16 protein-coding genes and 1 riboswitch are annotated in these 13693 nt (G+C 49.7%); of the genes, 14 read left to right on the forward strand and 2 right to left on the reverse strand.

All coding sequences use genetic code 11. The annotated features are described in order from the left end of the window. Positions 1–48: 48 nt before the first annotated feature. Positions 49–687, reverse strand: coding sequence for an NAD(P)/FAD-dependent oxidoreductase (locus ACPV3A_RS30830; protein WP_426203468.1), 639 nt, complete (start codon positions 685–687; stop codon positions 49–51). Between the two features lie 131 nt (positions 688–818). Between ACPV3A_RS30830 and ACPV3A_RS30835 the strand changes: the two genes are divergently transcribed. From ACPV3A_RS30835 to ACPV3A_RS30895, 13 genes are all read left to right on the forward strand, one after another. Continuing rightward, positions 819–1055 (forward strand): hypothetical protein, encoded by a 237-nt coding sequence (locus tag ACPV3A_RS30835; protein ID WP_071222691.1) that lies wholly within the window; start codon positions 819–821, stop codon positions 1053–1055. 48 nt (positions 1056–1103) lie between these two features. Further along, positions 1104–1499 (forward strand): spore coat protein, encoded by a 396-nt coding sequence (locus ACPV3A_RS30840; RefSeq protein ID WP_426203471.1) that lies wholly within the window; start codon positions 1104–1106, stop codon positions 1497–1499. A 176-nt stretch (positions 1500–1675) separates the two neighbouring features. After that, positions 1676–2176, forward strand: coding sequence for an Lrp/AsnC family transcriptional regulator (locus ACPV3A_RS30845; RefSeq protein ID WP_071222693.1), 501 nt, complete (start codon positions 1676–1678; stop codon positions 2174–2176). A gap of 14 nt (positions 2177–2190) precedes the next feature. Beyond that, on the forward strand, positions 2191–3396 hold the full coding sequence (locus tag ACPV3A_RS30850) for an aminotransferase class I/II-fold pyridoxal phosphate-dependent enzyme (RefSeq protein ID WP_071222694.1): 1206 nt from the start codon (positions 2191–2193) through the stop codon (positions 3394–3396). Positions 3397–3514: 118 nt separating this feature from the next. After that, a complete protein-coding gene (locus tag ACPV3A_RS30855; RefSeq protein ID WP_426203474.1) occupies positions 3515–3778 on the forward strand; it encodes an aspartyl-phosphate phosphatase Spo0E family protein in 264 nt (87 codons plus the stop codon). A gap of 347 nt (positions 3779–4125) precedes the next feature. Further along, complete coding sequence (locus ACPV3A_RS30860) at positions 4126–4686, forward strand: cob(I)yrinic acid a,c-diamide adenosyltransferase (protein ID WP_071222697.1); 561 nt, start codon at positions 4126–4128, stop codon at positions 4684–4686. Positions 4687–4689: 3 nt separating this feature from the next. After that, positions 4690–5715, forward strand: a complete 1026-nt coding sequence (locus ACPV3A_RS30865) for an RluA family pseudouridine synthase (RefSeq protein ID WP_426203476.1) — start codon at positions 4690–4692, stop codon at positions 5713–5715. A gap of 37 nt (positions 5716–5752) precedes the next feature. Beyond that, positions 5753–6115, forward strand: a complete 363-nt coding sequence (locus ACPV3A_RS30870; protein ID WP_071222700.1) for an arsenate reductase family protein — start codon at positions 5753–5755, stop codon at positions 6113–6115. 321 nt (positions 6116–6436) lie between these two features. Continuing rightward, positions 6437–7333 carry a 5'-3' exonuclease gene (locus ACPV3A_RS30875; RefSeq protein WP_181469742.1) on the forward strand — a complete coding sequence of 299 codons (897 nt, stop codon included), beginning with the start codon at positions 6437–6439 and terminating at the stop codon, positions 7331–7333. A 155-nt stretch (positions 7334–7488) separates the two neighbouring features. Then, entirely contained in the window at positions 7489–8178 is a 690-nt protein-coding gene (modA, locus tag ACPV3A_RS30880; RefSeq protein ID WP_426203480.1) for a molybdate ABC transporter substrate-binding protein, read from the forward strand. Further along, positions 8175–8858, forward strand: a complete 684-nt coding sequence (gene modB / locus ACPV3A_RS30885) for a molybdate ABC transporter permease subunit (RefSeq protein WP_259445165.1) — start codon at positions 8175–8177, stop codon at positions 8856–8858. Before modA ends, modB begins: the two co-directional genes overlap by 4 nt. 94 nt (positions 8859–8952) lie before the next feature. Continuing rightward, positions 8953–9849, forward strand: coding sequence for an ROK family protein (locus ACPV3A_RS30890; protein WP_100538947.1), 897 nt, complete (start codon positions 8953–8955; stop codon positions 9847–9849). Between the two features lie 183 nt (positions 9850–10032). Beyond that, positions 10033–11058, forward strand: coding sequence for an HRDC domain-containing protein (locus ACPV3A_RS30895; RefSeq protein ID WP_194544313.1), 1026 nt, complete (start codon positions 10033–10035; stop codon positions 11056–11058). A gap of 68 nt (positions 11059–11126) precedes the next feature. Here the strand turns inward: ACPV3A_RS30895 and corA are convergent, their stop codons facing one another. Then, the gene (gene corA / locus ACPV3A_RS30900; RefSeq protein ID WP_113057622.1) at positions 11127–12062 is read right to left on the reverse strand and encodes a magnesium/cobalt transporter CorA; all 936 of its coding nucleotides are present in this window, start codon (positions 12060–12062) and stop codon (positions 11127–11129) included. A 440-nt stretch (positions 12063–12502) separates the two neighbouring features. Then, a riboswitch (SAM riboswitch) is annotated at positions 12503–12632 on the forward strand. 134 nt (positions 12633–12766) lie between these two features. On the opposite strand from corA, the gene metA reads away from it, so the two are divergent. Then, entirely contained in the window at positions 12767–13684 is a 918-nt protein-coding gene (gene metA, locus ACPV3A_RS30905) for a homoserine O-acetyltransferase MetA (protein WP_426203485.1), read from the forward strand. The last annotated feature ends 9 nt before the right edge of the window (positions 13685–13693 follow it).

Raw genomic sequence — 13693 nt, forward strand, 5'->3', positions numbered from 1 at the left:
CACCGAACGACTAAACGGCTTATCCCCTAACGAATATCGACGAGCAGCTTAACTAAGAAAAATAATCCCCTCAGTCTTGATAACCGAAGGGATATTGAATGCTAATGATTTTGCTTTTTTAGTCTGTCTACTTGACAGGGAGCACTTCAGGGCATAGATGGCCGCTTCTTTTGAGAACGGGAAGTTAGCCTTCACATGCTCGCGGCCCCAGTATTCGACATCGAAGCCCTTCCGTTTGAGCAGGTCATACTCGTGCCGAATCATGCCGACATCTTGGGGGGTACTGGCATAGTAGAGGCTGCTTCGCGTGATCAGGCCGGAATCCCTGGACAGATGATTTGCGATTTCGGTGATCCGGCGTACCGCATGTCTGCACATCATGTAGAAGGAGGAAGCCCGTTGTTCACCAAATTGTTGGATCAGATCAGATAGAGGGCAGTCGTTAGAAAATTGCAACAGCCCCGAATTGGCGGATGTGCTGCCTTCGCACACGCGTTTTTTCTCCAGTAGGACGGTGTCCACGCCTTGCATGGTCAGCACGTAGGCCATCAGCGCGCCGCTTATACCGCCGCCGACTATGAGTACATCACAGCTGAGCTGTTCTGATAGACCGGGGTATTTTTTTACAGGTTCAGTGTTTAAATATTTCCAGGGCGTTATTCCGCCGGTCAGTAAAATGTCCCTCACCCCCTCATTGTCACATCGTTATTAGTTTGGACGTTCCTTTCGTTTTTAATGACATCTCACGACATAGATTTTTATATAGGTGGCATACTAGCTCCTGTGCAACCTAAATGGAAAGGGGAACAAACACAAAGATGACACCTAATCAGCAATTACAGCCTCTAACCTCAAAAGAACTGGACTATATTGCGGATTGCATCTCCAACGAAACCATGCTGGCCAAGCATTGTGCCGCGACAGCAGCAGCCAGTCAGAATCCAGCTATCCAGCAGGCGCTGCTGGGATTCGTAAAACGCCATGAGCAGCATCTGGACACCTTGGTGAATGCTCTGCAAATTCACAGCAATATCGCGCCGACGCAGCCTCAATAAGAGGAGATGTATAGACCAGGAAGCAAAATTGTTAAGGAGGAACGACTTATGGTAACCCCTAATGGATCTTCATACCTGCCCGAAGAGGATATGCTTAGCCCTATTCTGGGAGAGCTAAAACGTGCCGTTCGAGAGTATACGACAGCCACGACGGAAGCCTCTTGCCCTGAGGTGCGTCAAATGTTTACGGATCTGACCGCGGATACACTGAGGCTGCAAGGCGAGTTTTTTAATATGATGAAGCAGCAGAACATGTATACCGCCCCTCGGCATGCATTGAAATACGATGTGGACAAGCAGCATAAGCAAGCGCAGCAGTCGCTGCAAAAAACTCGGGAAACCGTTAATCAAAAAACTTCCAGCATGGGCGCGTTCGCGCATCACCCGAATGTGGCGCCGCATGCCACCAATGTAGCGCCCGCTTCTAATAATGTAACCCAATGATCCCATGGTGAACTTAATCTATGAGCCGATGACCCCCGCAGCCGTTGCTGCCGGCATGCATCGGTATTTTTTTTTGCACATCCCGTGTAAGTTATTGTAATATAAGTATTAATCTCTGTTCCGATATATCATGCTATAAGAACGGATATTCGGAATAAGTGCTGGAGGATACGTATATGGAAGAGCTTAGCGAATTGAAACTGAAGGTGCTTGACCTGCTGAAAGAAGACGCGAGAAGATCGCCGGCTCTGCTCTCTACTCTACTCGGTGTAGATGAGGAAGAAGTAAAGACCTCCATTGCGGAGCTTGAACGAGATCACGTCATTGTTAAGTATGCGACCGTAGTCAACTGGGGCAAGGTGGAAGACGAGAAGGTTACGGCGCTGATCGAGGTTCAAATTACACCTGAGCGCGGAAGAGGCTTTGAAGGAATTGCGGAACGGATTTATTTATTCCCGCAGGTGAAGTCCGTCTATCTTATGTCTGGCGCCTACGACTTGCTGGTTGAAGTGGAAGGCGGAAACTTGCGTGAGGTGGCCAACTTTGTTTCGGAGAAGCTGTCACCTATCGATTCTGTATTATCGACCAAAACGAATTTTATTTTGAAAAAATATAAACAAGACGGGATTATTTTTGAAGAACGTCAAGAAGACAATCGTCTCCTGATCTCGCCGTAAAGGAAGCGTGTGCTATGATTGTGAACGAACAGCAGCTTGCAGAAAATAACAGGAAATCGATGAGCTCCTATTTGGCGCCCAGGGTCAGGGACATTCAACCCTCTGGAATCCGGAAGTTTTTTGATCTCGTCAGTGGAAATAAGGATATTATCACACTTGGTGTCGGTGAGCCTGATTTCGTAACGCCGTGGCATGTACGAGAAGCCTGCGTATATTCATTGGAGCGCGGGTTTACAGGGTATACGTCCAATGCCGGTATGCCTGAACTTCGGGAGGCGATCGCGGAATATTTGAACGACAGTTTCCACGTGACCTATAATCCTGCCAATGAAATGATCGTAACCGTAGGCGGCAGTGAAGCGATTGATCTGGCGCTGCGTGCCTTGATTGTTCCCGGAGATGAAATTCTGATCCCCGAGCCGTGTTACATTTCTTACTCGCCGATTGCTTCAATCGGTGGCGGGGTGCCCGTTGGTATTGAAACGACGGCAGAGCATCATTTCAAACTGACCGCCGAGGCGCTCGAAGCGCAAATCACCCCCAAATCAAAGATTCTGATCCTGTGTTACCCAAGCAATCCAACAGGAGCGATCATGACCTATGAGGATTGGCTGCCCATTGCGGAAGTAGTGGAAAAACACGATCTGATTGTGATCTCCGATGAAATCTATGCTGAGCTCACGTATGAAGGCAAGCACGTCAGCTTTGCCTCGATGCCAGGCATGATGGACCGCACCATTCTGGTAAGCGGCTTCTCGAAGGCTTTTGCTATGACTGGTTGGCGTATGGGGTATGTGTGTGCTCATTCGGATCTGATTGGCGCCATGCTGAAAATCCACCAGTATACGGTTATGTGTGCACCCGCAATGGGGCAAGTCGCCGCGCTCGAAGCATTGCGTAACGGCATGGGGGAAAAGGACCGAATGGTTGAATCCTATAACCAGCGGCGCAGACTCGTGGTTCAAGGGCTGCGCGAGATCGGTTTGGATTGCCACGAGCCACAGGGAGCGTTCTACGCGTTCCCGAGCATCAAGCGAACGGGACTCGGCTCGGATGAATTTGCCCAGCGCTTGCTGACCGAGGCGAAAGTGGCTGCCGTACCGGGCACCGCATTCGGTCTTGGCGGGGAAGGATTCATTCGCTGCTCATATGCTACATCCATTGCCCAACTGAATGAGGCCTTGGAGAGAATGGGCAATTTTGTGGAAAAAATAAAGTAGGCAAGGAAATCGTTGAACTTTTTCCTTGAATTAACAAAAAAATTACTTTCCATTGGCAAAATATATGTTATAATTTTATTTTGGGGGCAGAATTTTACTTTCCAAGGAGGGATCACCAGTGTTTTGTGATTATGAATTGTCAAACTACCGTGGTGACTATACGGTTGAAGACAATAATCACGGTAAATGGTCAATTAAATCAGCCAAATCCACTCCTCAGGAAATTACCTTGGAAGACGAAATTCACATGCTTCGCCGAAAGATGGAACAAATTTTTTTGGAAGAGCAGTCCTTCACATCAGAGATTGTCATCGAGATCAGCAGTTTGCTGGACTTGAAGATTAACGAATATATGAAGGCCCATCCCAAAAAGAAACTATAAAATACGATCTGATTGAATAATACAAGGCTGTTCCTGGGGCTAGATGCCTTACGGATCAGCCTTGTTTGCGTTTAAATGATTCCCTCTGATGTAAAAAACCGTCCCGGAATCATGATGGGCCTGGTCTTATTCCGGCGCAGAGGGACCCTGATTCGAAATTATGCTATAGTTGAGCATATTAAGAAAAACGTCTATCGACGTACTTTCTCAGAAGACAGACCGCGGTTAAAGGAAGTTTTTCTTGCGAATATAGAATTGCTCAGCTTCGCTGAAACTATAAATTCTATAATCTTAAGAAATATGGTGTTATTGAATAAGGATCGGACGATGAAATGGAGGATATTGTGATGAAGGTATATACGAGAACGGGAGATGCAGGGGAAACTTCAATTATTGGCGGTCGTGTGCCCAAGGATGACCCGCGGATAGAAGCGTATGGCACGATTGATGAATTGAACAGCTTTGTCGGTCAGGCCGTGTTTTTGGCCAAGGAAGCCGACTTTGAGGAGCTGCACCTTCAGCTCGTTCGAATCCAGCATGAACTGTTCGATTGCGGCTCGGATCTGGCCTATGCTAGGCCTCGAGAGGATAAACTCAAGGTAAGCGCCGAGCTTGTGGACAATCTGGAGGTATGGCTGGATGCTTTCGAGGAGAAGAACCCTCCGCTTGAGCGTTTCATCTTGCCTGGCGGAAGTGCGTTGTCTTCGCTGCTTCATGTATGTCGGACCGTATGCCGCCGAGCCGAGCGGTTGACCGTTTCGCTGCAGCGAACCACGGAAATCAATCCGGAGGTCCGCCGGTATTTGAACCGATTGTCCGACTATTTCTTTGTGACTGCACGGGCAGCCAATGTGCACGCCGGGATTCCGGATGTCGAATATGAGCGAAGCGGAAAGGTGTTTCGGTAATTCATGAGTTTGTATTATCCGCCTATCAGTTATGTCGTGTCCCCACAGGAAGACGGCATGCTGCTTAAGACCATTTTGCAAAAACGGATGGGAGTATCCCGTAAGCTGCTGTCTCGCCTCAAGTTGACTGAGCAGGGCATCATGCTGAACGGGACCCGTGTATACATTAGCGTTAACGTGCATGCCGGAGATCTGATCGAAATCCGGATGGAGCAGGAACGATCGGACGATATGCTGCCCCAGCCGATGAACCTTCATATTCTGTACGAGGATGAACATTTGCTTGTCCTGAACAAGCCTGCGGGGATCATTGTCCATCCGACGCACGGGCATTATACAGACACGCTGGCGAACGGCGTCGTTCACTATTGGCAGGAGAAGGGCTGGAACTACCGGTTCAGAGCGGTTCACAGGCTGGACCAGGAGACTTCCGGCGTGTTGGTGATTGCGAAGAATGCATATATTCACCAGCATGTCTCCGAACAAATGATAGCCGGCACCGTTGACAAGAGGTATGTAGCATTTGTTCATGGCAAGCCTGCTTTGCCCTCAGGCGATATTGACGGTCCGATTGATCGGGACCCGTTAGAGCCCCACCGCCGCATCGTAACTCCCGAAGGATACCCTTCGCTTACGCGGTATAAGGTATGCGAAGCTTACCCTTCCGGATCCTTGGTCGAATTAAAGCTGGAAACGGGTCGTACCCATCAAATTCGGGTGCATATGCTTAGCATCGGTTGTCCATTGATTGGAGATCAGATGTATAGGCATCCGGTTTACGGCGATCGGGAGTTACGATCAGACGGGGCGGAGGTGGAGGCGGAGGCGGATTCGGACTTGGCCGCCGGTCCAGCAGATCTGGAAGCCGAAACGATCATGAGGCTGGACCGCTATATGGGCCGGCAGGCGCTGCATGCAGCGAGCCTGACGCTGATCCACCCGATTGAGGGGAGCAAGATGACATTCACAGCCCCGCTTCCTGAGGATATGAACGCACTGAGAAACATGCTCGCGGATGAGGCGACTTAAGTAGGTTCAAAACAACACTAGAAGGAGAACGTATCAAATGAGCAAACTGAAAGTATATCAATATCCGAAATGCGGGACATGCCGCAACGCGGTCAAATGGCTGCAAAACGAAGGACATGAGCTGGAACTTCAAAATATTTTTGAACAACCGCCACAAAAGGAAGAACTAGCCGACCTTATCGCCAAGAGCGGCCTGGAACTTAAGAAATTTTTCAATACGAGCGGCGAGGTCTACAAGGAAATGAATCTGAAGGACAAGCTGCCTGGGCTCTCCGATGAGGAGAAGATCGAACTGTTGTCGTCCAACGGCAGATTAATTAAGCGTCCGATCGTGACGGACGGCAGTAAAGTGACCGTCGGCTTTAAGGCGGAACAATATCAGGAGTCATGGCAGAAGTAGAATGGATCCAGTGTATACACATTCTCCTGCTGAAGAAGGTAGAGCATCCCAAGGTCTTTCGACCGCCGGGATGCTCTTTTGTTTTAAGAGATAAGAAAGTATAAACATCCGAGGCTTAGCATCCTTATCTCGCAAGGAAAACTTCCGCTAAATGCGGTCTGTCTACTGAGAAAGTACGTCGATAGACGTTTTTCTTATGAACAGCCAATGATAGGAAATTCAAAGAAATACCTTATGACAAGCCCAAGACTATATAGGGATATGGTATAATGACAAGGTATATTTAAGGTTATATCAGAGAAGTTAAAGTTAGGAGCGATCATGACTGTGATACCCAATCAACAACCATCCTTAATGCTTGTAGACGGGATGGCTTTATTATTTCGTGCTTACTATGCAACCGCCTCAAGCGGCTATATCCGTAGAACCAAAGCGGGTGTTCCGACCAACGCGATTTACGGCTTCCTGCGGTATATGTGGGATGCTATCGATAAATTTCAGCCTACCCATGTGGCGTGCTGCTGGGATATGGGATCAAAAACATTTCGTACAGAGCAGTTTGCATCGTATAAAGGCAATCGTCCGGAAGCCCCGGATGATCTGGTTCCGCAGTTTTCGTTGGTGCGCGATGTGACGGAATGTCTGGGAATTCCGAACCTGGGCGTCGTGGGCTATGAGGCCGATGATTGCATCGGCACGCTGGCCAGACGGTACGGGGACAGCATGAATGTCATGATCCTGTCAGGGGACCATGATCTGCTTCAGCTCGTGAACGATTCGACTTCCGTCATCATTATGAAAAAGGGACACGGCAATTATATGCACTATACCCCGGAAACGTTATATGCCGAAAAAGGACTTTCTCCAAGACAGGTTATCGATGTGAAAGGCCTGATGGGAGATACGAGCGATAATTATCCGGGCGTACGCGGGATTGGCGAGAAAACGGCAGTCAAGCTGATTCAGGAGTATGAATCCGTGGAAGGCATTCTTGCGAATCTTGATTCACTGACCAAAGGGGTCCGCACCAAGATCGAGGCGGATTTGGAGATGCTGCACCTGTCCCGGGCTTTGGCCGAAATCCATTGCGAGGTTCCCATGGAGTGCGAATTGGATCTGTGCCGCTTAAGCGTGGATCACGAACGTGCATTAACCAAACTGGAGGAGCTTGAGATGAAGAGCCTCGGTCATCTTTTTGGTGTGGCGGTGGTTTCCTAGTCATGCGGAGACGGTTTAATTTCGGAAGAAAATCAATTTTGACCGGTTTACTGCTCGGGACATTGCTACTTCTTATATCGGCATGTGCCTCCGTCCAGACTCCTTCAACCGATACCTCTAAACAGCCCTCAAGAGACGAGAAGAAGGTGGAAGTTATGGTTTCGGCAGCAGCAAGCCTCAAATCCAGTCTGGAAGAGACCGGACGACGATTTGAAGCGGAATTTCCGAATGTTACGCTGCGTTATAATTTCGGCGGTTCGGGCTCTCTTGGACAACAGCTTGAGCAAGGGGCGCCCGTAGATTTGTTTATATCCGCAGCAACGGAGCCGATGGATCGATTGGTCGAGAAGGGGATCGTGCAATCCGATGCGGTTCAGTTGATGTTTCGAAATGCATTGGTGCTGATTGAGCCTGTCGGCAAACAGAACGTGAAGCAATTACCGGATCTATTAAAACCCGAGGTGCGCGTTGTGGCCATTGGGCAGCCGGATACTGTACCGGCCGGAGAATATGCCAAGGAGGCTCTTCAGAATGAAGGCCTTTGGGATGATGTCGAATCCAAGGCGGTGTATGCCAAGGACGTGACGCAAGTTCTGGCTTATGTAGAGTCGGGGAATGCGGACGCCGGTTTTGTGTACAAAACCGATCTGAAGAGTTCCGCCAAGGCAACGCTTGCGCTTGAGGTCGATCCGGACAAGCACCAACCGATCGAATATCCTGCAGCGGTTCCTGGTAATGCCAAGCATCCGCAGGAGGCTGAGGCTCTTCTCGAATTTATGCGGAAGCCCGAGATCAGGGATATCTTCACGGAGGCTGGATTTGAGGTAGCGGAGGCATCGCCGTGACCACGACCGAAATGTTCTGGATGCCGGTATGGCTGTCGATAAAAACATCACTGCTGTCCAGCATCATTGCATTTATACTGGGAGCAGCAGCAGCACGCTGGATGTCCCGGCGCTCGTTTGTCGGCAAGACGGCGGTAGAAACGCTGCTGATGCTTCCGCTCGTGCTTCCGCCTACGGTGGTTGGCTTTCTTCTGCTTGTCATGCTGGGCAGAAACAGCTGGATAGGTTCAGCTGCCGAATGGCTGTTTGCCAGACCCATCATTTTTAGTTGGGGAGCCGCGGTCATAGCGGCTATCGTGGTCTCGTTTCCGCTTGTGTATCAGAGCATGCGGGTGGGCTTTGAGTCTGTGGACCCGGAGCTTGAGGATTCGGCGCGATCGGCCGGGGCCGGCGAATGGCAGGTCCTTCAGTGGATTACGCTGCCGCTTGTTCGCAGGGCGGGAATTTCGGCGTTCATACTGGCCTTTGCCAGAGGTTTAGGGGAATTTGGGGCAACCTGGATGGTTGCAGGCAATATACCGGGCGTTACGCAAACGCTGCCCACGGCGATTTACGTTGCGGTAAGCAATGGCGAGAGCGGGCTGGCGTGGGCGTGGACGGCGGTCATTATTTTGTTCTCATGGCTGTTACTGGCCGCGTCAGGAACGGGCAGAAGCAGAGAAAGAGGCGGGCAGACTTGACGGGAGCACCATGTTTACATATGCTTCGAATAGAGCTTGTTAGCAACTATATAGAGAACAAGGCACAGCACATCGTGGAGAGGATGGAAGAAGCATGAGTTTACTTGGAGCAATTGAAGCAGGAGGAACCAAGTTCGTTTGCGGCGTGGGTATGGAGGATGGAACGGTTGTGGAGCGAGTGAGCTTCCCGACAACAACCCCTGAAGAAACCATGGCAAATGTCTTTAACTTTTTTGCTGATAAGGATATAGAGTCGATCGGAGTCGGTTCTTTCGGGCCGATTGATCCGGTGAAGGGCAGCCCGACTTATGGCTGCATTACAACGACACCAAAGCCGCATTGGAGCAATTACAATATTGTCAAAGCATTGGAAGAGCGTTTTCATGTTCCGATTGGGTTTGATACCGATGTAAACGGAGCAGCTCTTGGAGAATATACATGGGGCGCTGCCCAGGGACTGGATAGCTGTCTGTATATCACCATTGGAACGGGAGTAGGAGCAGGCGCCGTGGTAGCTGGTGAATTGATCCACGGATTGTCTCATCCGGAGATGGGGCATATTTATGTGCGCCGCCATCCGGAAGACCGGTATGAAGGGACCTGTCCTTATCATGCAGATTGTCTGGAGGGGCTTGCAGCCGGACCGTCTCTTGGCAAACGTTGGGGAGTTCCCGGTGTGGAATTGACGCCGGATCATCCGGCTTGGGAGATGGAGGCTTATTATCTGGCACAAGCGCTGATGAATTATGTCCTCATTCTGTCCCCTCAGCGTATCGTGATGGGCGGAGGCGTTATGAAGCAGGAGCAGCTGTTCCCGCTGATCCGCACGAAGCTTCAGGAGCTGCTGGCCGGATATGTACAGCATCCAAGCCTTCATGACGGGATTGATCAGTTCATCGTTCCGCCGATGCTCGGCGATAATGCGGGTCTCTGCGGTGCATTGGCGTTGGCCAAGCTTGCAGTAGATGAGGCCAAGAGCGTTCAAGCTTAACTTTATTTGTTATATAGAGTGAGCCAAAATGAGTTTGACTTTATTACAGATTATGGTATTATGAATTCAACAGTATAACGTATGGAACGGGAAGCACCTTTCTTTGTCGCTGCGGCGGAGGAGAGGTGCTTTTTTGCGTTGTTCCATCGTTGTGCTGAATGCTAAACGGGAGGTATTCGAGGGATGCAAATTGTATTCATGAATCAGATGAGCGGAGCGGATGAGTCAGGTCACCTCCGTTCTGCTCAAGTATGGATCGGTGAGGAAGAGGGAGGATGGCGGCTCGGCTGGCGGAACATGGAACCGGACGGTGAAGTATCCGATGATGAGTGGTATGAAGGGAATTCATGGAATGAGTTATTATGCGTGTATCGACATCAATTAGCGAAGAAGCTTGGAGAGGGGTTCCGGCCGCTTGTGGAGGGGGTATTCCACGAACCGGGAGAGACTGGAGGCAAGAATCTTGGTGTGCAGAAGCTGCAGTGCTACAGTGAGCTGTATGGCTCGGAGGAGCTGTACACGGAGCTGTGTGCCTGGCGCAGGAGAAAGGCGGCTTCCGGAAGAAAAGCACCTTATTTCATTGCCAGCAATCGGGTGCTGCGCATGATTAGCGCCTTCGTCCCCCAGAACGAGGAAGAGCTGCTGCAGCTTCCGGGAATCGGAATCAGCAAGTCTTCAGAGCATGGGGCGGAGTGGCTGGAGATCACGTCAGGAATCGAGCGAACCACAACCTTTCCACTGGATTGGGTTGATAAGCAGCTGCAGGAAGAGGTGTTCTTGTCCTGGCTGTATAAGCAGAAGGAGCAGCGCTACAAGCAAGAGCTGGACCGTTTCCGAATTCGCCGTACGATGCTGCTTGGCATAGCTGAGGGAGCTTCGCTGACCGAGCTGGAAGAACGCACTTCGTTATCTCGTCGAGATTTGGTTGAGGAATTGGAAGGTCTTGAGAAGGACGGTTATGATACGGAGCAGCTGCTGGAGGTTGAACTGAATACGATGACGTCTACCGAGCAGGCGACGGTATGGAAGGCTTTTGAGGAGCTGGGCGATACATTTCTTAAACCCGTATTACAACGGGTATATGGAGAAGGACAAGCCCACAATGGAGAGGTAGAAGAGATTGGCGGAACGGAGAAGCTGTATGAGCGGCTGCGCCTGATCAGGATTCGCTTTCGGCGGGAAGAACCTGGTAAAGCGAACGCAGGCTAATTCCAGGTAATGAAAACAGGACGGATTCCCTTGCGGCAGGGAGATCCGTCCTGATGGTTTCGAGAGCTTCATATCCAGTCTTTCTTACGGAACAGATAAAACATGAGAGCACCGGCAGAAATCATGACGCCTATAACTACATAATAAGAATATTCCCAGTGAAGCTCAGGCATATTGTCAAAGTTCATGCCGTAGATGCCTGTAATCAGCGTCAGTGGAATGAAGATCGTTGTAATGGCGGTAAACACGCGCATGATTTCATTGGCCCGATTGGCGATACTGGATTGGTAAGCCTCTCGAAGGTTTCCCATGAGATCCCGGTAGGTTTCGAATGTTTCGGAAATTTTCACGGCATTTTCATAGATATCGCTGAAATATTTTTGCAGCTGGTCATCGATCAGCCGGAGATCTTTTTTGTTAAGTGTATTGATAACTTCCTTCTGCGGTCCAAGCACCTTTTTCAACCAAAGAATCTCGCTTCGCAGACCGATGATTTCGCTGAGGTGGGATTTTTTGGTATGCATCAGAATGTCTTCCTCCAGCTTTTCAATCCGCGCCTCGATGCGGTCCCCGACGGAGAAATAGTTGTCCGTCACAAGGTCGATCAAGAGATAGAGGAAGCGGTCAGGCGTGCTGACTTCATCCTCCCAGAGAAGCGGTTTAACGGTGCGCAGCTCGTGGATCTTTTGCTTGGTCACCGTAATAATAAAATGTCTGCCCAGGAAAACATTCAATGCCCGAAGGAAAATCTCTTCGTCGTCAAACCGGATGCTGTTCACGACGATAAAATAGTGGTTCTCGTATATTTCAATTTTGGGACGCTGCTCCTCTTCGCTGAGGCAATCCTCAACCGCAAGATCATGCAGGGAGAAGAGGGGCTGCAGTTCCGCTAAATCATCCACATCCGCATCCAGCCAGTAGAAGCCGCTGGCCGGAGGTGTCAGCGTCATTTCGATGTCATCAACAGGGGTAAATACGCCCGAATCGACCAACCGGATTTTCATCTGATATCACTCCTTTGTCAAATACAAGCTGCTTGGTTAAGCAGTAAAGGCACAGGATATCAGCCCACCGGTATACGGGCATAATCAAGGAAGGTTAGAATACGATAAAAAGCGCATGAAAAATAACGCCGCCCTCTGCCGGTAAGCTGATCTTAATCCTATGCGGTTGTGCGTCTTGTGCATCCAGTTTCTGGCTCGGGTCACCGTCCATCTTCCATGTCACCTCTTTCATACTCGGTTTTAAACAGCACTTGTCTAGTATAACGCCGGGTGTAGGACCTTTCAAGTTGAAATCCGGTCCAGCCAGGGGCCACGGTACAGGGTATGGAAACCTTCGGTGAAGTGTGACGGACTTTATGAAAAGGTTCTTGACGAAAAATTGGGAATGATTTAAAGTAAGTATCAATTACGAACAATTTAAGACAACTGAATAAAGCGAAATCTTATCAAGAGCAGGTGGAGGGACTAGCCCTATGAAACCCGGCAACCGGCGGCAACATCGCACGGTGCTAATTCTTGCAGGAGATACGACGCTTCTTCGAAGCCGTTGTATAGTCTGACAGATGAGAGAGGCGCATTGTGATACGTATATGATGACCTTTCTCTACTTTGAGAAAGGTCTTCTTGCGTTTATACAGTCTAACGCTCTTTCTCACAGCTTTTTTATGGATGTATCATTTCATATTTCGAAGGAGTGAGCCACGATGCCAATTAAAATTCCGGATGCCTTGCCGGCAAAGGAAGTTCTGGCTGGAGAAAACATTTTTGTCATGGATGAGAGTCACGCATTTCATCAGGATATCCGCCCATTGCGGATCGCTATTTTGAACCTGATGCCTACCAAGGAAACGACGGAGACCCAACTGCTGCGATTGATCGGTAACTCCCCGCTCCAGGTGGATGTTGTCCTTCTTCACCCGAGTTCGCACGTTTCGAAGAATACGTCGGCTGAGCATCTGAAATCATTTTACAAAACCTTTGAAGAAGTGAAGAACCGTCGCTTTGACGGCATGATCATTACAGGAGCTCCGGTCGAGCAGTTGGAGTTTGAAGAAGTGAATTACTGGGATGAGCTTACTGAAATTTTTGAATGGACCAAGACGCATGTGACCTCCACGCTCCATATCTGCTGGGCATCGCAAGCCGGACTTTATTATCATTACGGCGTGCCGAAATACAGCCTCGAGGAAAAATGCTTCGGCGTATTTCCGCATACGATCAATGAAACATGTACCAAGCTGCTCCGCGGATTTGACGAAATGTTCTTTGTTCCGCATTCCCGTCATACGGAAGTTCGGCGCGAGGACATTACAGGCATTGACGATTTGGTCATCCTGTCCGAGTCCGAGGAAGCAGGCATTTATTTGGTATCAAGCCGGGATGGAAAGCAGATTTTTGCCACGGGGCATTCCGAGTATGATGCGGACTCTCTGAAGTGGGAGTATGACCGGGACGTTGCCAAGGGCATGGACATCGAACTGCCGCGGAACTATTACCCGAATAATGATCCAACAAGGACGCCTCCGTCCATATGGCGGGCGCATGCAAACTTATTATTTACTAATTGGCTCAATTWCTATGTATATCAGGAAACGCCATACGATATTGGTCCGCAAATATAGCAGTATACG

Origin of the sequence: Paenibacillus sp. Dod16 (genome assembly GCF_049893405.1) — a bacterium.
In the GTDB taxonomy this organism is placed as follows: Bacteria; Bacillota; Bacilli; order Paenibacillales; family Paenibacillaceae; genus Paenibacillus_AQ.

What these genes read in the sequence shown, in the direction of transcription:
- ACPV3A_RS30835 (WP_071222691.1), top strand. Translation starts at nt 819, where the DNA reads ATGACACCTAATCAGCAATTACAGCCTCTAACCTCAAAAGAACTGGAC.
- ACPV3A_RS30840 (WP_426203471.1), top strand. Translation starts at nt 1,104, where the DNA reads ATGGTAACCCCTAATGGATCTTCATACCTGCCCGAAGAGGATATGCTT.
- ACPV3A_RS30845 (WP_071222693.1), top strand. Translation starts at nt 1,676, where the DNA reads ATGGAAGAGCTTAGCGAATTGAAACTGAAGGTGCTTGACCTGCTGAAA.
- ACPV3A_RS30850 (WP_071222694.1), top strand. Translation starts at nt 2,191, where the DNA reads ATGATTGTGAACGAACAGCAGCTTGCAGAAAATAACAGGAAATCGATG.
- ACPV3A_RS30860 (WP_071222697.1), top strand. Translation starts at nt 4,126, where the DNA reads ATGAAGGTATATACGAGAACGGGAGATGCAGGGGAAACTTCAATTATT.
- ACPV3A_RS30865 (WP_426203476.1), top strand. Translation starts at nt 4,690, where the DNA reads ATGAGTTTGTATTATCCGCCTATCAGTTATGTCGTGTCCCCACAGGAA.
- ACPV3A_RS30870 (WP_071222700.1), top strand. Translation starts at nt 5,753, where the DNA reads ATGAGCAAACTGAAAGTATATCAATATCCGAAATGCGGGACATGCCGC.
- ACPV3A_RS30875 (WP_181469742.1), top strand. Translation starts at nt 6,437, where the DNA reads ATGACTGTGATACCCAATCAACAACCATCCTTAATGCTTGTAGACGGG.
- modA (WP_426203480.1), top strand. Translation starts at nt 7,489, where the DNA reads ATGGTTTCGGCAGCAGCAAGCCTCAAATCCAGTCTGGAAGAGACCGGA.
- ACPV3A_RS30890 (WP_100538947.1), top strand. Translation starts at nt 8,953, where the DNA reads ATGAGTTTACTTGGAGCAATTGAAGCAGGAGGAACCAAGTTCGTTTGC.
- ACPV3A_RS30895 (WP_194544313.1), top strand. Translation starts at nt 10,033, where the DNA reads ATGCAAATTGTATTCATGAATCAGATGAGCGGAGCGGATGAGTCAGGT.
- corA (WP_113057622.1), bottom strand. Translation starts at nt 12,062, where the DNA reads ATGAAAATCCGGTTGGTCGATTCGGGCGTATTTACCCCTGTTGATGAC.